Source organism: Caulobacter sp. GW821-FHT09A05 (assembly GCF_059418465.1).
Map to the genome: position 1 here is coordinate 270,563 of NZ_JBWKPX010000004.1, position 20,341 is coordinate 290,903.

The following is a 20,341-nucleotide window of genomic DNA, read 5'->3' on the forward strand; positions in this document are numbered from 1 at the left end:
CTCGAATGGGTCGGGGATCACGCTTGCCGCATGATCCAGTCGTGGGCCGGATCGTTGCGGAAGATCCACTTCCGATGCGGTCCGGCCATGACGTTAAGGTAATAGAGATCGTAGCCGTGCGGCGCTCCGACCGGATGATAGCCGCGCGGCACCATCACCACGTCGCCGTCCTGCACGCAGACCGTCTCGTCCAGGCTGCGGTCGTCGGTGTAGACGCGCTGGAAGGCGAAGCCCTGCGGCGGGTTCAGGCGGTGATAGTAGGTCTCCTCCAGCGCCGTCTCCTCGCCCTCGGCGGCGGTGTCGTGCTTGTGCGGCGGATAGCTGGACCAGTGCCCCCCCGGGGTGACCACCTCGACCACCAGCAGGCCGTCGGCCGGCGCCGTCTCGGGCAGGATGTTGCGAACATGGCGGACGTTGGTCCCCTTGCCGCGAACCTCGCGCGGCATGTCGCCTTCGGCGATCCGTCGGGCCTGGCCGCCGGGCTTGCCGGGGGCCGTGCAGAGGGCCAGTTCGACATCATTGACGGCGGTCACGGCATAGGCGGTGGCGGCGGGCACGTAGACGGCGCCCGGGGCCTTGTCCTCGAAGACGCTGGACCGTCCGCCGATCCTGCCGAACGAGACCCCGTCGGCGGTGACCTCGGCGGCGCCGCTCATGATCACGACGCAGGTCTCGCGGACCGGGTCGCCCCCATCGAAGGTCTCGCCGGCCGCCAGCTTGACGACCTGGAAGCCGACATGGGTCCAGCCGGCCGACTGGGGGGTGACTTCCAGGACGGAGCCGTCGGCGTCGGGCGCGTGGGGGCGGACGAGTAGCTTGCTCATCACGCCGCCCTCAGGCCCGCCGCCGCGGCTTCCCTCTTCAGCGTCGCCAGACCGACCTCGCCATATTCGCGAGGATTGGCGATCGCCGGATCCTGCTCGGCCTCGACGATGATCCAGCCGGAATAGTTGATCTCGGCCAGGGCCCGCATGACGGCCGCATAGTCCAGATAGCCGTCGCCAGGCACGGTGAACATGCCGGCCAGAACGCCGTCCAGGAAGCTGCCGCCGTCCCGCGAGATCACCTGCTGGAAGACCTCGCGACGGATGTCCTTGCAGTGCACGTGGGCGACGCGCTCCGGATGGGCGCGGATCACCGAAACCGGGTCCAGGCCGCCGAGCGCCGCGTGGCCGGTGTCGACGGTCAGGCCCACCGACGGGCCGGTATGGGCCAGGAAGGCCTCCAGGTCCTCGGGCCGCTCGACCACGGTGCCCAGGTGGTGGTGGTAGGCGAACTTCAGGCCCTGCCCCTGGATGTAGTCGGCCACCTGGGTCAGCCGCGCGCCGAACTCCTTCCATCCCTCGGCGTCGAGGCGCGGCGTCGCCGACAGCGCCTTGCTCTTGTCGCCGTGGATGGCGTTGCTGGTCTCGGCGTGAACGAAGACCGTGCAGCCCATGGCCTTGAGCAGGTCGAGATGCGGCTGCAGCGCCGCGATCTCGTCCTGCGCCGACTGAACGAGCAGGCTGCCGCTGTACCAGCCGCCGACCAGATCGAGGCCGTAGCGGGCCAGGAGCGGCTTCAGCACCGCCGGGTCGCGCGGGAAGACGCCACCCAGCTCGACGCCTTCGAAGCCGATCGCCTGGCAGTCGGCCAGAACGCTCTCCAGCGGCGTGTCGCCGCCCAGCTCGGGCATGTCGTCGTTGATCCAGGCGATGGGGCTCACGCCGAAACGGATGGTCATGGGCGTCTAGTCTCCCGTACGCTGCTGCTTGATCTTGTCTTCGTAGTCGGCGCGGGCGGCGTTGACCGCCGGACGCACCGAGACTTCCGGCACCGCCACGTCCCACCAGGCGCCCCCCTCGGTGGTCGGCGTCGGATCGGTGTCGATGACCACGACATAGGTCCGGTCGCTGGCCTTGGCCCTTTGCAGGGCGGCCTCGAGTTCGGCCAGGCTGCCCACCTTCTCCGACCGCGCGCCCAGGCTGGCGGCATGGGCGGCGAAGTCGATGTCCGGCAGGGTCTCGTGGACCGTGTCGGCCAGCAGGTTGTTGAACGCCGCGCCGCCGGTGGCCGCCTGCAGGCGATTGATACAGCCGAAGCCGCGATTGTCGAGGACGGTGACGATCAGCTTGGTCCCCAGCATCACCGAGGTGGCGAGTTCGGAATTGAGCATCAGGTAGCTGCCGTCGCCGACCATCACGTGGACCTCGCGGGCCGGCGCGGCCATCTTGACGCCGACGGCGCCGGCGATCTCGTAGCCCATGCAGGAGAAGCCATATTCGACGTGGTAGCCGCCCGGGCGGCGCGTGCGCCAAAGCTTGTGCAGCTCGCCCGGCAGGCCCCCGGCGGCGCAGACCACCACGCTGTCGTCGGACGAGGCTCGCCACACCGCGCCCAGCACCTGGGCGTCGGTCGGCAGCGGCCGGGCGTCGGGCTTGGTCGCCGCGTCGAAGACGGCGTTCCAGCCCGCGACGCCGCCGGTCGCCTTGGCGGTCCAGGCCTCAGGCGCGCGCCAGCCATCCAGCGCCGCGGCCAGGCCCTCGACCACCGCCAGGGCGTCGCCGACCACGGCGGTCGCGCCGTGCTTGTGGGCGTCATGGGGGGCGACATTGACCTGGACCAGCTTGCGCCCCTCGGCGCCGAACAGCGCCCGCGATCCGGTGGTGAAGTCCTGCAGGCGCGTGCCGACGCCGATGATCAGGTCGGCCTCTTCCGACGCCGCCACCGAGGCGGTGGTGCCGGTGACCCCGACGGCGCCCAGGTTCAGCGGGTGATCCCAGGCCAGGCTCCCCTTCCCGCCCTGGGTCTCGGCGACCGGCAGTCCAGTTCGGGAAACCAGATCGGCCAGGGCCGCCTCGGCGCGGGCGTAGAGCACCCCGCCGCCGGCCACGACCAATGGCCGCTTGGCGGCCTTGATCAGGGAAACCAGGTCGGCCAGCTCGCGCGGATCGGGGCGCGGCGCGCGGATGCGCCAGACCCGCCTGGCGAAGAAGGCTTCCGGATAGTCGAACGCCTCGGCCTGGACGTCCTGGCAGAAGGCCAGGGTCGCGGGGCCGCAGGTCGCCGGGTCCAGCATGACGGCCAGGGCGCGCGGCAAGGCGTCGAGGATCTGCTCGGGCCTGGTGATGCGGTCAAAGTAGCGCGACACCGGCCTGAAGCAGTCATTGGCGCTGACCGCGCCATCGGCGAAGTCCTCGACCTGCTGCAGCACCGGATCGGGGCGGCGGCTGGCATAGACGTCGCCGGGGAGGAACAGGACTGGCAGGCGGTTGACATGGGCCAGGGCGGCGGCGGTGACCATGTTGGTCGCGCCCGGGCCGATCGACGTGGTGCAGACCATGGCCCGCTCGCGCCGCGACTGCTTGGCGAAGGCGACGGCGGCGTGGGCCATGCCCTGCTCGTTGTGGGCGCGCCAGGTCGGCAGGACGTCGCGGACGCCGTGGAGGGCCTCGCCGAGGCCGGCGACATTGCCATGACCGAAGATCGCCCAGACCCCGGCGAAATACGGAACCTCGCCCTCCCCGGTCTCGACGTACTGGGCCAAGAGCCAGCGAACGGTGGCCTGGGCGGCGGTGAGACGAACGGTAGCCATGTTACGCGGCCTTCTCCGCGGCGCCGCGCAGGCGCCTCCACGCGTCGACCAGCACCCTGAACTTGCCGACCAGGGCGGCGACAGCCGCCTCGTCGTCGATCCGGTTCGCCAGCCACTCGCGGGCGACATCGTAGAAGATGGTTCGGCCGACGGCGAAGCCCTTGACGATCGGGAACGGCGCGACGACCTCGAACGAGGCCAGGAGCTCGGCTTCCGGCGCCGACAGGCCCAGCAGCACCACGCCCCGGCACAGGGGGTCGTTCTCGGTGATGGCGACCTCGATCTCGCGCCAGGCGGCGGGATCGGTCAGCGGTTCCAGCTTCCACCAGTCGGGACGGATGCCCAGGCCGTAGAGCCGGCGAATGCCCCGCGCCACCGTATGGCTGTCGCTGGCCATGTCGCTTGGAAGGATCAGCTCCACCAGCAGTTCGTGGCGCGTCTTCCGACAGGCGTCGAACAGGCGCAGCAGCTGGCGTTCCTGGCGGTCGCGCAGTTCGATCTCGTCGTCGGGATGGTAGAAGACCAGGCACTTGACCACATGGTCCAGCGGCCACTCGGTCAGCTCGGTGGCGACGTCGGCCGAACTCTCGAACTCCAGCGGCCGCGACTTGGGCAGCTCGATCGGGCGGGCGATCCAGTAGTCGTGATCCGCGGCCTGCGCCAGGGCGTCGAAGCCGAAGCGACCGTCCAGGAGCATGCCGAACCGCGCCTCGTCACGACCCGCCACCTGCTGGACCGCGCGCAGGGCCAGGGTCTTGAAGTGCGGGATCCGCTCGGGATCGCCGCCGGTCTCGGCGATGAGGTCGAGGAACTGACTGCGGTGGTCGACCGCCAGCACGGTCAGTTCGTCATAGACGCGCTCGCGGGTCGTGGCCCAATGGATGTGCTCCAGCTCGACATCCTCGCGCAGCCGGAACGGTCGTTCCCGATCGCTCAGGAACGCCTGAAGCTCGACCCAGGTCGGCATCGCCGGCGTGCAGCCGTGCCGCGAGACGACGATCGCCCCGCAGGCGTTGCCCCACTCGCAGCAGGTCTCGACGGGCTCGTGGCGCAGCCAGCCGCGCAGGAAGCCGGCCATGAAGGCGTCGCCCGCCCCCAGCACGTTGAACACCTCGACCTTGAAGCCCCGGGCGCTGACGCCCTGGTCCAGGCGATCGGGAATCGCGCCCGGGAAAGCCACGCAGCCGTCGGGGCCGCGCTTGCAGACCAGCAGGGCTTCACTGCCTCGCCGGATCGCGCGCAGGGCCGCGATAGTGTCGGTCGAGCCGCCCAGGATATGGATTTCCTCCTCCGTGCCGACGATCAGGTCGCAGAGGGCCACGACCTCCTGCAGCTTGCGGGTGACGTCCTGGTTCTCGACGAACCGGTTCTCCCCGGCGTCCTTGCCGGTCAGGCCCCACAGCACCGGGCGGTAGTCGATATCGAAGGCCACGCGACCGCCGGCCTTCTTCACCGCGCGCGCCGCCTTCAGGCTGGTGTCGTAGACGTTCGGCTGAGACAGGTGGGTGCCGTTGATCAACACCGCCCCGGCCTGGGCGAACCAGGCCTCGTCGACGTCCGACGGCTGAAGCGCCATGTCGGCGCAGTTCTCGCGATAGAAGATCAGCGGGAAGTTCACCCGGTCCCGGATGCCCAGGACCACCAGGGCCGTCAGGCGGTCGGGGTCGGACAGCACGCCGGCGACATCGACGCCTTCGCGCTGCAGCTGCTCGCGGATGAAACGGCCCATGTGATCGGCGCCGACGCGGGTCAGCAGGCCTGTCTTCAGGCCCAGGCGGGCGCCGCCGGAAGCGGTGTTGGTGGGGCTGCCGCCCAGATACTTGGCGAAGGAAGCCATGTCCTCCAGCCGGCCGCCCACCTGCTGGCCGTAGAGGTCGACGCTGGAACGGCCCACGGCGATCAGATCAAGGGTCTTGGAGTCCTGCGCCATACGGGTTCCACGTTACTCTGCGGCCGGCTTTCCACCAGCGATGTGAAACGCATATTCCAACATCAGAACACTCGCAATATCCATTTCATTTTCGCCCAGACTGGAACGGATGGTTCAGCCGACGTTGGCCTTGGCCTTCTTCTTGCTGGCCGTGAAGGCGAAACCGATCACCAGGGCCTGGGCCAGGCAGATCGAGGCGGCCAGCGAGCGGAAGGTCCTCACCTCGGATTCGCGCACGTGCAGGACCATGCTGGCCAGCTTGGCGATCGGACTGACCAGACTGTCGCTGATCGACAGGATCCTGGCCCCGCGCTGTCCGGCCATCTCGACCGCCTGCACGGTCTCTTCCGCATAGGGGTGATAGCTGACGGCGATCAGCAGGTCCTTGGGACCGATGGTCTGGACCTGCTGCTTGGTCAGGCCGGCCACGCCATCAATAAAGAGCGTGCGCTTGTTCAATTGCTGCAGGGAATAGGCAAGGTACGAGGCGACGGGAAACGAGCGGCGGAAACCGACCACATAGACCGTCTCGGCCTTGTCGATCAGGGACACGGCCCGGGCCATGTCCGCCTCGCTGACCGTCTGGTTCAGGTTCTGCAGGGCCAGGGTATTGCCCTCGACGAACTCGGACAGCACGTCGGCCCCGCCCTCGGGCTTCTTGGCGACCGCCTCGTTGAAGTGGCGCACGCGTTCGCCGTAGCCCAGGCCGGCGTGACCCGACAGCAGGCCCTCGCGGAAAAGCCGCTGCATCTGGCTCGCGCCCGGATAACCGAACGACTTGGCGAAGCGGACAATGGCCGAGGGCTGGACCCCGCAGCGCTCGGAAATCACCGCCAGGGTCTCCAGCGCCATTTCATTGGGCTCATCAAGCACATAACGCGCGATCTGCTGCAGGCGCTTGCTGAGCGTATCGTAGCGCTCCAGGATCGCCGTTCTCAGTTCATCGGCGCTGGCCGGCGCGCTCGCCGCCATGGTCTCTTCGGTCATTTCGGCCCCGGCACAGTTGGTCCAAGTTTAGAATATCCGTTCCGCATACAAACACCAAGGCCTCGCTCGCGTCGCAAAATTCCACTTTATCTGTAGAGGGAATTTCCGTTCCAATATACAGGAGAGCGAAACCCGGCCACGTTCCGAGCCGGATCAGGGAGCGGTGATGGTCGACGCGACGCGACTGAACGACGATCGAATGGGTCCGTTCCGCCCACGCCCCGCGCCGTCCCGGCCACGAGACGCCGCGACCGCGCTCCCGCCCCGCCCGATTTCCTGAGACTATGAAGGTTCCCATGCACGACATCGCGATCCTGGGCGCCGGCCGCATCGGCCGCATCCACGCCAAGAACGTCTCCGGCCAGGCGGGCCTGCGGCTGAAATACGTGGTCGATCCCGTCGCCGCGGCCGCCGACGGCCTGGCCACGGAGACCGGCGCCAGCGTCTCCGATCTCGACACCGCCCTGAATGACCCGGCCGTGGCCGGCGTCATCGTCGCCAGTTCCACCGACACCCACCTCGACTACAGCCTCAAGGCCATCGCGGCCGGCAAGGCGGTGTTCTGCGAAAAGCCGATCGACCAGGACCTGGCCCGCGCCCGTTCGGCGGCCGGCGAACTGGGCGGCAAGGGCGTGAAGCTGTTCCTAGGCTTCAACCGCCGCTTCGACCCGAACTTCCAGGGACTCAAGGCGCGGCTGTCGGCCGGCGTCGTCGGCGCGCTCGAGACGGTGCACATCACCAGCCACGACCCGGCCCCGCCGCCGGTCGCCTACGTCAAGGTGTCGGGCGGCCTGTTCAAGGACATGGCCATCCACGACTTCGACATGGCCCGCTGGCTCCTGGACGAGCCGGTGACCGAGGTCTACGCCGCCGCCAGTTGCCTGGTCGATCCGGCGATCGGCGAGGCCGGCGACGTCGATACGGCCAAGATCGTCCTGCGCACCGCCTCGGGCAAGCTCTGCGTCATCAGCAACAGCCGCCGCAGCGGCTACGGCTACGACCAGCGCATCGAGGCGTTCGGCGCCAAGGGCCTGGTCCGCGCCGACAACGTCATGGAGAGCACGGTCTCGGTCTGGGGCGAGGCTGGCGCGGCCAGCGACGCGTTCCAGAACTTCTTCCTCGACCGCTACGCCGAAGCCTACCGTCGCGAGATGGCCCATTTCGCCCAGATCATCCGCGGCGAGGCCCTGCCCTCGGTCGGCTATGTCGACGGCGTAGAGGCCCTGGCCCTGGCCGAGGCCGCCGGCCAGTCGGCCAGGACCGGCCAGGTCGTGAAGTTGTAGCGCCGGGGCGAAGCCCCCTGGGAACGGGACGCCGAAAGGCGCCCTGGCGACGCCATCGCGGCAGAAATGAAATGCGCCTTCCCTGATGTTCTTGACATGGAATTTATATTCCATTCTTGTATCAAAGAAAAACCGGGCGATGCTTCACGCCCCATAAACGTGCCATTAGAGAGTCGAGAAACGCCATGAACCGCACCCCGACATCGCGCCGGCGCTTCCTTGGCCTGATGTCCGGACTTGGGCTGACGGCGGCGGCCGGCGGCCTGCTCGGCGCCTGCGCCCGCGGGGGCCAGAACGCCGCCGAGATCGTGGTCAGCTTCAACGACCTCTCCCAGCCCTTCTTCGTGGCCATGCGCCGGGAACTCGAGGACGAGGCCGGCAAGCTGGGCGTCAAGGTCCAGGTGCTGGACGCCCAGAACAACTCGTCCAAACAGATCGCCGACCTGGAGGCCGCCGCCGTGCAGGGCGCAAAGGTGGTGATCGTCGCCCCGACCGATTCCAAGGCCCTGGCCACCGCGGCCGATGAGCTGGCCGAACAGGGCGTGGCCGTGATCTCGGTCGACCGCAACATCGTCGGGGCCAAGACGCCCGTGCCGCATGTCGGGGCCGACAATGTGGCCGGCGGCCGCGCGATGGCCGACTGGGTGGTCAAGACCTATCCGGGCGGCGCGCGCGTCGTGGTGATCACCAACGATCCGGGCAGCTCCAGCTCGATCGAGCGGGTCAAGGGCGTGCACGAAGGCCTCACGGCCGGCGGCGCGGCCTTCAAGATCGTCGCCGAGCAAACCGCCAACTCCAAGCGCGATCAGGCCCTGACCGTCACCCAGAACGTGCTGACCTCGATGCACGACACGCCGCCCGACGTGATCCTGTGCCTGAACGACGACATGGCCATGGGCGCCCTGGAGGCGGTGCGCGCGGCCGGCTTCGGTTCCGACAAGATCAAGGTGCTGGGCTTCGACGCCATCCCCGAGGCCCTGGCCCGGATCAAGGCCGGCGAAATGGTCGCCTCGGTCGAACAGAACCCCGGCAAACAGATCCGCACCGCGCTCCGCCAGGCCGCGGACAAGATCAAGACCGGCGCGGCGCCCAAGAGCGTCAGCCTCACGCCCGTGCTGATCACCAGCGCCAACCTTTCCGAGGCTTCGCGCATCTCGGAAGTGAAATAGCCCCGCGGCGGATGATGTGATGGCGCTTCTGGACGTCAGCCAGGTTAGCAAGAGCTTTCCCGGCGTGCGGGCTCTCGACCGGGTGCGGCTCGAGGTCGGGCGCGGCGAGGTCCACGCCCTGCTGGGCGAGAACGGCGCGGGCAAGTCGACCCTGATCAAGATCCTGTCGGCGGCCCACGCGGCGGACGAGGGCGTCGTGACCTTCGACGGCCAGCCCTTGGATGCACGCGACACGCCGCTGCGGCGCCAGCAACTGGGTATCGCCACGATCTATCAGGAATTCAATCTCTTCCCCGAGCTCAGCGTCGCCGAGAACATGTGTTTGGGCCGCGAGCCGAAGCGCCTGGGCCTGATCGACTGGCGACGCCTGCGCGCCGACGCGGCCGCCCTGCTGGGCGAGCTGGGCCTGCCGCTGGATCCCGACGCGCCGGTCAGCCGCCTGACCGTGGCCGAGCAGCAGATGGTCGAGATCGCCAAGGCCATGACGCTGAACGCCCGGCTGATCATCATGGACGAGCCGACCGCGGCCCTCAGCAGCCGCGAGGTCGACCGCCTGCACGCGATCATCGCCGACCTCAAGGCGCGCGGCGTCAGCGTCATCTACGTCTCGCATCGCCTGGCCGAGGTGAAGGCGATGTGCGACCGCTATACGGTGATGCGAGACGGCCGCTATGTGGCCAGCGGCGACGTCGCTGATGTCGAGATCGACGACATGGTCCGCCTGATGGTGGGACGCTCCGTCGAGTTCGTTCGCCGGGCGCGTTCGGGTCCGCCCGGTCCCGTCGTTCTGAAAGTCGAGACCGTGACGCCCAAGCGCCCGCGCCTGGCGGCGCCGGGCTATCTGAAGGACGTCTGCCTGGAGGTGCGCGCCGGCGAGATCGTCGGCCTGGCGGGCCTGGTCGGCGCCGGCCGCACGGACCTGGCTCGGCTGATCTTCGGCGCCGACGCCATCGCCTCCGGCTCGATCCGGCTGGACGACAAGCCCCTGAAACTGAGGTCGCCGCGTGATGCGATCCGGGCCGGCGTCATGATGGTGCCCGAGGACCGCAAGCAGCAGGGCTGCTTCCTCGACCACTCCATTCGCCGCAATCTGAGCCTGCCCAGCCTGAAGCCCTTGAGCCGCCTGGGCCAATGGATCGACGAACAGGCCGAGCGCGACCTGGTCGAGACCTATCGCCTGAAGCTGCGCGTCAAGATGGCCAGCCAGGAAACGCCGATCGGCAAGCTGTCCGGCGGCAACCAGCAGAAGGTGCTGCTGGGCCGCTCGATGGCCCTGGCCCCGCGCGTGCTGATCGTCGACGAACCCACCCGCGGCATCGACATCGGCGCCAAGGCCGAGGTCCACCAGGTGCTGTCCGACCTCGCGGCGCAGGGCGTGGCGATCCTCGTCATCTCGTCGGAACTGGCCGAGGTGATGGCCGTGAGCGACCGCATCGTCGTGTTCCGCGAGGGCGTCGTCGTCGCCGACCTCGACGGCGAGACGGCCACAGAAGAGGGCCTGATGGCCTATATGGCGACCGGCGTCGGCCGGGCTTCGCCGCCAGGAATGGAACACCGTCCCCAATGACCTCCTCCCCGACGCTTTCCCCTGACCCGGCGGCCGACCAGGCGGCCGCCCCGCCGCGCCGTTTCGATCCGCTGGCCTTCGCGCGCAAGCACCGCACGATCCTTTTCCTACTGCTGCTGATCGCCGTGTTCGGGGCGGTCAACGAACGCTTCCTGACGATCCGCAACGCGCTGAACATCCTCAGCGAGGTGTCGATCTACGGCATCATCGCCGTGGGCATGACCTATGTGATCCTGATCGGCGGCATCGACGTGGCCGTGGGCTCCCTGCTGGCCTTCGCCTCGCTGGCGGCGGCCTATGTGGTGACCACGGTCGTCGGCCCCTCCCCGGCCAGCTGGCTGATCGCCCTGGGCATTTCCACCCTGGTCGGCCTGGCCGGCGGCTACGTCCATGGCAAGGCGGTGACTTGGCTGCACGTGCCGGCCTTCATCGTCACCCTGGGCGGCATGACCGTCTGGCGGGGCGCGACGCTGATCCTCAACGACGGCGGGCCGATCTCGGGCTTCGACGCCGCCTACCGCTGGTGGGGCACCGGCGACATCCTGTTCGTGCCGGTGCCGATCGCCGTCTTCGTGCTGGTCGCCGCCCTGGGTCACGTCGTGCTGCGCTACACGCGCTATGGCCGCCAGGTCTATGCGGTCGGCGGCAACGCCGAGGCCGCCCGCCTGTCGGGCGTGAACGTCGACTTCATCGTCACCAGCGTCTACGCGGTGATCGGCGCCCTGGCCGGCCTGTCGGGTTTCCTGCTGTCGGCCCGCCTGGGTTCGGCCGAGGCTGTCGCCGGCACGGGCTACGAGCTGCGGGTCATCGCCTCGGTGGTGATCGGCGGGGCCAGCCTGACCGGCGGCTCCGGCGGCGTGGGCGGCACGCTCCTGGGCGCGCTGCTGATCGGCGTGCTGTCGAACGGCCTGGTGATCATGCATGTCAGCTCCTACTTCCAGCAGGTGGTGATCGGCCTGATCATCGTGGCCGCGGTCGCGTTCGACCACTACGCCCGCACCCACAAGGCCTGATCGTCATGCGCGCCCTGAGCGGCCTTTTCCTCGGCGCCGCCCTGCTGACGCTGCCGCTCGCCGCGGCGGCCCAGACCGCCGCGCCGGACCTGGCGAGCAAGGCCGATCCGTTCGTCGGGGTCGACGGCGGCGGGGTCACCGGCGGCAACACCGTACCCGGCGCCGGCGTGCCGTTCGGCTTCGTGTCGCTGAGCCCCGACACCACCAACGCCGACACCAACGGCTACGACTCCAGAAGCCCGATCATGGGCTTCAGCTACACCCACGTCAGCGGCACCGGCGGGTCGGGCAAGTACGGCAATTTCCGGGTCACGCCCGCCGTCGGCCCCCTACGGGTCAACCACCTGCACTTCGGCAAGACCGACGAACAGGCCTCGCCCGGCTATTACAGCGTCGGCCTGGGCAACAGCGACGCCGAGCGGATCAAGGTCGAGCTGACCGCTTCGCGCCGGGTCGGCTTCCAGCGCCTGACCTACCCCGCCGCCGCCGAGAGCCAGCTGATCTTCGACGTCAGCTCGGTGGTGGCCATGCGCGGGCGCGGCCAGCGGGTGCGGCTGGCCAAGGTCGAGCTGATCGACGATCACACCCTGGCCGGCGAGGTCACGGTCGAGGGCGGCTGGAACCCCGCCCCCTACACCCTCTATTTCCACGCGGTCGTCGATCGCCCGGCCAAGGCCTTCGGGGCGTGGAAGGCCGGCCAGGGCTGGTTCAGGGCCACGCCCGGCGCCGGCCGAAGCGAGGGCGGCGCGCAGGTCAAGAGCGCCGCCAACCGCCAGGGCCTGATGATCGAGTACGACACCGAGCGCGAGTTCTCCAACCGCCTGGGCGCCTACCTCACCTTCGACACCACCACCGATCGCCAGGTGCGGATGAAGCTGGCCATGTCGTTCGTCAGCGCCGACAAGGCCCGCGCCAACCTGACCGAGGAGATGCCCGGCTGGGACTTCGACGCCTATCATCAGGCCGCCCGGGCGCAATGGAACGACGCCCTGGCCAGGATCCAGGTCGAAGGCGGATCGGACGAGCAGCAGCGGATCTTCTATTCCGCCCTCTACCGCGCCCACACCATGCCGCACGACCTCTCCGGCGAGAACGTGTGGTGGAACTCCACCGAGCCCCACTACGAGGACTTCTACACCCTGTGGGACACGTTCCGGACGCTGCATCCGCTGCTCACCGTGATCCAGCCGCAGCGGCAGCGCGACATGATCCGCTCCCTGATCGACACCTACAGGCACACCGGCTGGATGCCGGATTCGCGCATCGCCGGCGCCAACGGCATGACCCAGGGCGGCTCCAACGGCGACATCCTGGTGGCCGACGCCGTGGTCAAGCGCCTGGGCGGCTTCGACCAGGCCCTGGCCTATGAGGCCATCCGCAAGAACGGCGAGGTCGATAGCGACCAGCCGTTCCTGCAGGGCCGGGTGCTGAAGGACTACCTGAAGCTGGGCTACGTGCCGTTCACGGAGACCCGTTCGGCCTCGCGCACGCTGGAATACGCCTATGACGACTATGCGATCGGCGTGGTGGCCAAGGCCCTGGGCAAGACCGACGACGCCAGGCGCTATCTAGCGCGGTCGGGGAACTGGAAACACCTCTGGGACGATACGCTGGGCTGCATCCGACCCCGCTACCCGAACGGGGACTGGGTCGAGAACTACAGCTGCACCTACGAGTATCCGGACCGCTCGGGCCCCTGGTGGGACGCCCCGTTCTACGAAGGCAATTCGCTGCAGTACTCGACCTACGTACCCCAGGACGTCGCCGGGCTGATGGCCAAGACCGGCGGGCGCGAGGGCTTCGTCGCCTGGCTGGACCATCTGTTCGACGGCCACTACTCGCAGGGCAACGAGCCCGACATCCTGGCGCCGTATCTCTACATCCACGCCGGACGTCCGGACCGTACGGCCGAGATCGCGCGCCAGCTGATGGCCAAGCACTATCGCCCCAGCCGCACGGGCCTGCCGGGCAATGACGACGCCGGGGCGATGTCCAGCTGGTACGTCTGGAACGCCATCGGGCTCTATCCCAACGCCGGCCAGCCCTACTACTACATCGCCTCGCCGGTGTTCGCGCGCAGCGTCATCGCGCTGGAGAGCGGCAAGACCTTCACGGTTCAGGCTTTGGCGACCTCGGAGGCGAACCGCTACGTCACCGCCGCGCGCCTGAACGGCAAGCCGCTGGACCGCGCCTGGATCACCCACGCCGAACTGGCCCAGGGCGGCGTGCTGGACCTGACGATGGGCCCGGCGCCGTCGGGCTGGGCGACGACGTTCACGCCGCCGCCCAACGGGCTTTAGCCCCTCCTCTAGTGGTTCTCGTGCACCGCCACCTGCTCGGGTAGCACCAGCCGCACGCGGTCCAGGCCAACGCGGCCGGCGCGCGAGGTCACCGTGATCGTATGGCGTCCCGGCGACAGCGACGGGCCGACGGTGGCTTTCAGCAGGTTGTCCAGCACGCCCTCGGCCCAGGCCGGGGATCCGACCTTGCGCGGCAAGCGCACGTGCTCGACCGCGCCACCATCGACGCTGACGTCGAACTCGATGTCCTGGGCCTGACCGTCGGGGAAGATCGGCAGCACGCCCAGTTGCACGCGGCGGCCGTCGGCGCCGGCGACATCGACGGCCAGGGTCAGGGTCGCGCCCGGCGCATCGGCCATCATCACCCCGCGGCCGCGGCCGACGCCCTCGACCACGCGCCAGCCCGTGTTGGCGGTGAACGCCTCGGCCTCGAACACCGGCGAGGCGGCGGGCGCATTGCCGTCGACCACGGCCAGGAACCTGGCGGGATCGGCGGTAAGGCCCGCGCCCGGGAGCGGGATTGGGCGGGCGCGATAGATCCGCCACTGGCTGTCGGCGGGCTCCTCGGGCATCAGCCAGCGCCACTTGCCGCCGGCGATCTGGTTGTTGAAGCGGTCGGTCAGGGCGGAGATCTCGGCCTGGGCGTCGACGGCCGCGCCGCCGGCCGAGCGCGCCATCGCCTGGTCGCTGTCGACCAGTTCGTTGTACCGCTCGGCCGCGAAGAACCGCATGTTGGCGGCGGCCGAAATGCGGATCGGAAACTCGACCAGCTCGAACCAGGCGTCGGCCAGCTCCGGCGGCACGGACGCGCTCGTCGCCCGCGTCTCGGCCACCAGCTTGCGGAAGGCCCGCAGGCGGTCGTTGACCTCGTCGGGCGTGTAGCTGGACAGGTGGCGGTTCTCGGCCTGGGGCTGCCACTCCAGGTGCTCGGGCCGCCGCTCGAAGTTGAGGCGATAGTAGGCGTCCATCAGGTCGGCCGTCTTGCCGGCCAGGACGGGTCCGAAGGCGCGGCGGCTCCAGTCCTCCAGGAACTGGCGCTGGGTCTTGCCCCGCCAGCGGTCGATGTCCCAGGCCATCTCCAGGAAGTGGCTGGCGCCGATCTCGGCCGGCTTGATGTCGCCGACGTTGGCGATCCAGACGTTGCGCGCCCCCTTGTCCCAGGCGTGGATCATCTCCTCCTGCACCAGGGCCGGCGGCGTCGTGCCGAGCCAGAGATAGGCCAGCGGATAGCCCAGGTATGACAGGTGGTAGTAGACCCCCGCCCCGCCCTTGCGGTTGGCTTCCTCGGCGCTGGGGAACTGGCGGATGTAGCCGAAATTGTCGTCGGGCCAGACGATGGTGACGTCGTCCGGGACCTTCACCCCCGCCCGGTAGATCTCCAGCACCTCCTTGTAGGGCACGAAGATCTGCGGAACCTTGGCGACGTCCGGCGAGACGTTCCTGGCCAGGATCTCGCGCTGGTCGGCGATGATCTTGTCCAGCAGGGCGACCTTGTCCTGCATGGTCTTGGGACCGACCATGCCGGTGTCGTGGATGCCGCGCATGCCGACCGTCCACAGGCTTTCATAGGGACCGTTGGCCTTGGCGCGCTCCTCCCAATAGGCTTTCACGCCCTCGGGATTGGTCGCGTAGTTGAACCTGTCCGGCGCGTCCTTCCACTCGCCGACATTGTTGCGCAGCATGGCTTCGGCGTGGGACGAGCCCATGACGATGCCATATTCCTCGGCCAGCTTGGCGTTGGCCGGATCGGAATTGAACGGCGCGGTCGTGTGGTGCATGGCCGGCCACAGGGTGTTGGCCTTCAGGCGCAGCAGCAGGGTGAAGATCCGGCGATAGGTCTTGGGCCCGATGTCGCCGCGCTCGGGATCGAAGGTCTTGGCCGCCCACGGATAGAGTCCCCAATCCTCGTCGTTGACGAAGACGCCCCGGTAGCGGACCGAGGGTGGTCCGAAGCGGTGGACGCCCGGGGCGACGAACAGCCTGTCGCGGTGCGCGGGCGTGACGTCGGCCCACCAGGCCCAGGGCGACACGCCCATGGCCTGCGCCACCTCGTAGACGCCGAACGCCGCGCCGCGCCGATCGCTGCCGATCACCACCAGGGCCTTGTCGACGCCGGGCACCGGACGATCGACCGAGGCGATGACGAAGCTCTCCCAGGCGCCGGACAGGCGGGAGACGTCGACCTTCCTGGCCGCGACCATCTGGTCGATCAGCTTGCTGTGGCCCAGCGTGCCCACCAGGATCGCCGTCCTGCCGGCCGGTGCGGCGGCCACGGTCGCCTGCTGGGCGGTGACGGTCTTGATGTCGTCCGCCAGGTCGTCTGCGGCGTGGCGCACGACCGCGGCGTCGGCCGGATCGACCACGATCGTCGGCGCGCGGCCCGCCTCGACCAGCACGAAGCCGCCCCGCGCCAGGCTGTCGGTGAACAGGGTCCCGGTCTCGCGGCGGCCCTGCGCCTGGGCGGCCTGGGCGGCGCCGAGGCATAGGATCAGCGCCAGGGCGCCCCGCCAGATCGACTGCAGTCTGTTCATCGGCCCAGGCCTCCCTACGCGTGGCGGATCTTGTACTTTGGATGATGGACGATCACGACGCCAAGGCTTGCGATACAAGGGTCTCGAACCGGTCCAGAGGGCAATCGAACGCCGGCGTGGCCGTGCTGCAGCCCGGGATGAACAGCGGCGCGGCCAGGGGTGGCGCCGCCTGGGTCAGGGGCGTGGCCTCGCGCAACTGTCGAAGGCTCTGGCCGGTGAAGCGGGCGCGGATCACCCGCACGCCGTCGGCGCGGCGCCAGCGTTCGAACACCAGGGCGCCGCCGGGGCCGATCTGGTTGGGCTGGTAGCCCGGCAGGGTCCATTCGACGCGCAGCAGGCCGCCCAACACGGCCAGGGTGCCGTCATGGCCGGCCACGAAGACGATCCGGGCGTCCGCCGGACCGATCGCATCGCCCTGCCCCGCGCGCCCCGGCCCGGCGCCCGTCTCCAGCGTGGCCAGGATCCGCCGGGCCAGGTGGCCGCCCAGGGTCCTGGCGACATAGGGCGTGCGAAGCCGCAGGTCGAACTCCGCCTGATGCAGGGCGAAGACACGGGTCAACGCGTCCTCGTCGAGGTTCCGCCACCCCTGCCCCGCGAAATCCTGGCCGTCGGCCCAGGCCATCAGCAGGCTTTCGGTGACGCCGGACGCGAAGGCTTCCGGCCCCGACAGCGAGACAAGATCCTCGCCCTCGGCGAAGCCCGGCTTGGCGTCGAAAATCCGCCGCTTGCCGGGCGATGGCGGGCACGGGCCAGCCGGACACTGCATCAGGAGCGCGTCCAGGCGCTCGGTCGCGTCGCGATGGCTGGCGCTCCAGGCGGCCAGATCGCCGCCGGCCCGGCCGGCGACAGCCGCCCGCGCCAGCTCAGGGTCGGCGACCACGACGCCCGCCTTGATCGGCTCGAACATCGGGTCGAGACGTCCCTCGCCCACCGTGCCCACGACGACGGCGCAGCCGGGCGACAGGGTCCGCGCCACCGCCTGGGCCGTGGCGATCGTCCTCTGGGTGACATTGGCCCAGTAATAGGTCGCGTCGCAGTCGCCCCGCCCTTCCAACAGGCCCTCGGCGGCGTAGTGTTCGCGGAAATAGCCGCCCATCAGCGACGCCAGGGCTTCGCCCCGAGTGGTCAGGTGGCCGGGCGGGACCGAGAACCGCGGCCAGGGGCGGGCCGAGGCCTGTTCCAGCCGCTCGGGGCTCGACATCGCCGCCCGCACCCCGTGCCGGCTGAGGATCACCACCTTCTCCAATCGCTCGCCCGGCGCGCCGGCCCAGGCGGAACCCGCCGACAGGAGAACGAACGCGGCCAGGGCGGCTCGAAGGGAACGGATCATCACGCGGCTCCGGACGTCAGTGGCAGCCGGTTCCGGCGATCAGCTCGACCTCGGCGACCTGGACGGCCTTGCCGGCGGTCAGCGCCAGCCGATAGCGGACATAGGCCTTGGCCTTCAGGGCGAAGGTTCGAGTGGCGTGGCGATGGTCGAAGCGTTGGCCGCGCCGTTCGTCCAGTTTGACCCAGCGCTTGCCATCGAAACCGCTGAAACGCCAGGCGGTCGGATCGGCTTCCTCCGGGCCGACGCTGACCGTATAGGCCTTCAGGCAGGTCGCCGCCGGACGGGTGAACACCGCCGACTGGCCGGCCGAGGCGGTCCAGACCGTCGAGGTCTTGCCGTCGGTCAGGGCCGGCGCGCTGGCTTCGGCCTTCAGCACGGCGCCGTCATAGGCCCACTGACCGGGCTTGTCGCTCATCGTGAAGTTCAGCACGCCGCCCGACAGCATTTGCGCCTGGGAAACGAATGGACCGGACAAAGGGCGCCCGTTCAGGCTGGCGGCGGCGATGTAGGGGCGATCCGCGCCGGCGTTCGCCGCGAGGATCTCGAGGGCCTTGCCGCCTTCCAGGTGGATCAGGCTGCGGGGGTGACGCGGCCCGTGCAGATAGAACAGGTCGCTTCCCAGCTTGGGGAAAAGGCCCAGGCGGTTGAATACGTAGTTGGAGCTCATCGCCCCGGCGTCCTCGTCGCCGGGATAGGCCGTGTCGGTGAAGTGCTTGAACACCTGCTCCGCCCAATAGGACGACAGGTCGGCCCGGCCCAGGTTGTGGAACAGCCAGGGTGTCGCGAAGGACGGTTCGTTGGTGATGTCGATCAGCCCGGCGTCCAGGGCGTGGTTCAGGCGCTCGTTGAAGCGCACCCGGCCGCCCATGGCCTCGACCAGGCCGGGCAGGTCGTGCAGCACCCCGTAGGAATAGATCCAGGCCGTGCCCTCGTAGTAGCCGACATTGTTGTGGACCTTGCCGTCCCAGCCGAGCTTGGGGTCGATGTCCTGGAACTTGCCGTCGGGATAGCGCGGCATCAGGAAGCCCGTGAAGCCGTCGCTCTGCGTGTCCGGGTTCCAGATCTTGCGCCAGTTCTGGGAGCGCTTTGACAGGGCCGCGGCCTCGTCGGCGTGACCCGCCTTGGCGGCGACCTGGGCGGCGAAATAGTCGTTCAGCGCGAAGCCCAGGGTCGACGAGCCCGACTTGGCCCGCTGGTTGTTCGGCTCGGGGCTGAGGTCCCCCACGCCGAAATAGCCGCTTTCCAGATAGCGCGGCCGGCGTCGCTCGAAGGCGTTGAAATGGGTCACGCGCCAGGCGTCGTTCCAGTTCACGCCCTGGGCCCCGCGCAGCGCCGCCTCGCCCAGCACGTTGTCGACCTCGTCTCCGCCCTGGCCGACATGGTAGTTCTGGCCGCCGATAATGGCGGTATCGGCGGCGCCGAACTTGTCGAAGGTGTGGATCAGCGAGTTGAGATTGGCCGTGTACTGGCTGGGCCGCAGCACCGACATCAGTGGGAACAGGGTCCGATAGGTGTCCCACAGGGTGTAGTGGTCGTCCCAGTTCGGCCGGCCCAACTCCTTGGCCGGCTGGTCCAGCGACCGGTCCCGCGGATGGGTCGAGGCGTGGTAGAGCGCCGTGTAGAACCGTCGGGCCTGGGCCTCCGAAAGCCCCGAGATCTCGATTTCGCCCAATCGGTCGTTCCACGCGGCCTGGGTCTCCTGGCGCACGCGGTCGAAGTTCCAGTCCGGGATCTCGCGGTCCAGCAGGGCTTCGGCCGTCTCGGCGCTGGTGAAGGACACCGCGATCTTGACCAGCAGCGGCTTGCCGTCCGTGGCCTTGAAGGTCTGCCAGGCGCCCAGGCGCTCATCCGGACCGGTCTTGCCCTCGATGGCGCCGGCCTTGCGATCCTGTTTGTCGAAGACGCCCCAGGCGGTGGGCTTCTGGTCGAACTTGGCGACGAACCAGATGTCGATCAGGGCCGGGTTCCAATAGCCCTTGGCCTTGACGTGGCCGACGACCTTGCCCTCGGCGGGGAACAGCTTCACGTCGGCCTGGTCCGACGCGACCAGTCCGCCGACCTTGCGCGTGACGTCGAAGACCAGCTGGGCTTGGTCCGTGTTCGGATAGGTCAGGCGATAGATCGCCGAATAGTGGGCCGGCGTGACCTCGACGCGCGTGTCGTAGCGCGACAGGCGCACCGAATAGGCGTCGGCGGCCAGGACCTCGTCGGCCTTGGGCGACAGGTGCGCGGCCTCGTCGAACTGGGCCGGTCCCACCTGGGGCGACAGCAGGAACGTGCCGTAGGTGGTGACACCGCCCGATCCTTGCGAGTGCAGTTGGGCGAAGCCGCTGATCGGCTCGGCGGCGTTGTAGCCGGCGTTGCTGGGGTTGGGAGTCTCGGGCGAGGGATGGATGGACCCGTTGGGCCGCGTCGGTCCGGGGATGGTGTCGCCTTCGTTGTCGTTGCCGAGGCCGACATTCAGCGCGGGAAGCTTGTAGAGCAACCGGTCGGGGTCGGCCCTGGCCGTCGTAGACGCCGCCAGGAGGGCAAGAACCAGCAGGGGCGACAGGCGCGCGCGAAGTCCGGGCATCAAGGTCCTCCGACTACGGAACGAAAGACCGCCAGATGCATGCCTGGTCGGCGGCCTCCCTGAAATCGAAAATATAGCCGGTCCA

12 protein-coding genes and 1 pseudogene are annotated in these 20,341 nt (G+C 69.1%); 5 read left to right on the forward strand and 8 right to left on the reverse strand.

Annotated elements, in window-relative coordinates:
* Positions 1–17: 17 nt before the first annotated feature.
* The 5 genes from iolB to AC07NX_RS05910 all read right to left on the reverse strand — a co-directional run bounded on the left by iolB (position 18) and on the right by AC07NX_RS05910 (position 6,491).
* Positions 18–827 carry a 5-deoxy-glucuronate isomerase gene (gene iolB, locus AC07NX_RS05890; RefSeq protein WP_494639961.1) on the reverse strand — a complete coding sequence of 270 codons (810 nt, stop codon included), beginning with the start codon at positions 825–827 and terminating at the stop codon, positions 18–20.
* On the reverse strand, positions 824–1,723 hold the full coding sequence (gene iolE, locus AC07NX_RS05895) for a myo-inosose-2 dehydratase (protein WP_494639963.1): 900 nt from the start codon (positions 1,721–1,723) through the stop codon (positions 824–826). Before iolE ends, iolB begins: the two co-directional genes overlap by 4 nt.
* 6 nt (positions 1,724–1,729) lie before the next feature.
* Positions 1,730–3,574, reverse strand: coding sequence for a 3D-(3,5/4)-trihydroxycyclohexane-1,2-dione acylhydrolase (decyclizing) (gene iolD, locus AC07NX_RS05900; RefSeq protein ID WP_494639964.1), 1,845 nt, complete (start codon positions 3,572–3,574; stop codon positions 1,730–1,732).
* Position 3,575: 1 nt separating this feature from the next.
* The gene (locus tag AC07NX_RS05905; protein ID WP_494639965.1) at positions 3,576–5,504 is read right to left on the reverse strand and encodes a bifunctional 5-dehydro-2-deoxygluconokinase/5-dehydro-2-deoxyphosphogluconate aldolase; all 1,929 of its coding nucleotides are present in this window, start codon (positions 5,502–5,504) and stop codon (positions 3,576–3,578) included.
* Positions 5,505–5,618: 114 nt separating this feature from the next.
* Positions 5,619–6,491 carry a MurR/RpiR family transcriptional regulator gene (locus tag AC07NX_RS05910; protein WP_494639967.1) on the reverse strand — a complete coding sequence of 291 codons (873 nt, stop codon included), beginning with the start codon at positions 6,489–6,491 and terminating at the stop codon, positions 5,619–5,621.
* Between the two features lie 296 nt (positions 6,492–6,787).
* Here AC07NX_RS05910 and iolG point away from each other — a divergent pair, with 296 nt between their 5' ends.
* The 5 genes from iolG to AC07NX_RS05935 all read left to right on the forward strand — a co-directional run bounded on the left by iolG (position 6,788) and on the right by AC07NX_RS05935 (position 13,823).
* The gene (gene iolG / locus AC07NX_RS05915; RefSeq protein ID WP_494639968.1) at positions 6,788–7,774 is read left to right on the forward strand and encodes an inositol 2-dehydrogenase; all 987 of its coding nucleotides are present in this window, start codon (positions 6,788–6,790) and stop codon (positions 7,772–7,774) included.
* A gap of 185 nt (positions 7,775–7,959) precedes the next feature.
* Positions 7,960–8,943, forward strand: coding sequence for a sugar ABC transporter substrate-binding protein (locus AC07NX_RS05920; RefSeq protein WP_494639970.1), 984 nt, complete (start codon positions 7,960–7,962; stop codon positions 8,941–8,943).
* Positions 8,944–8,962: 19 nt separating this feature from the next.
* A complete protein-coding gene (locus AC07NX_RS05925) occupies positions 8,963–10,510 on the forward strand; it encodes a sugar ABC transporter ATP-binding protein (protein WP_494639972.1) in 1,548 nt (515 codons plus the stop codon).
* Complete coding sequence (locus AC07NX_RS05930; RefSeq protein ID WP_494639974.1) at positions 10,507–11,523, forward strand: ABC transporter permease; 1,017 nt, start codon at positions 10,507–10,509, stop codon at positions 11,521–11,523. Before AC07NX_RS05925 ends, AC07NX_RS05930 begins: the two co-directional genes overlap by 4 nt.
* A 5-nt stretch (positions 11,524–11,528) precedes the next feature.
* Positions 11,529–13,823, forward strand: a complete 2,295-nt coding sequence (locus AC07NX_RS05935; protein WP_494639976.1) for a GH92 family glycosyl hydrolase — start codon at positions 11,529–11,531, stop codon at positions 13,821–13,823.
* Positions 13,824–13,831: 8 nt separating this feature from the next.
* Here AC07NX_RS05935 and AC07NX_RS05940 read toward each other — a convergent pair.
* The 3 genes and pseudogenes from AC07NX_RS05940 to AC07NX_RS05950 all read right to left on the reverse strand — a co-directional run.
* Positions 13,832–16,243 (reverse strand): annotated as a pseudogene (locus tag AC07NX_RS05940) (glycosyl hydrolase 115 family protein); the annotation flags it as partial.
* 163 nt (positions 16,244–16,406) lie between these two features.
* Positions 16,407–17,684, reverse strand: a complete 1,278-nt coding sequence (locus AC07NX_RS05945) for a histidine-type phosphatase (protein ID WP_494639978.1) — start codon at positions 17,682–17,684, stop codon at positions 16,407–16,409.
* Positions 17,685–17,700: 16 nt separating this feature from the next.
* Positions 17,701–20,256 (reverse strand): GH92 family glycosyl hydrolase, encoded by a 2,556-nt coding sequence (locus AC07NX_RS05950; protein ID WP_494639980.1) that lies wholly within the window; start codon positions 20,254–20,256, stop codon positions 17,701–17,703.
* Positions 20,257–20,341 lie beyond the last annotated feature (85 nt).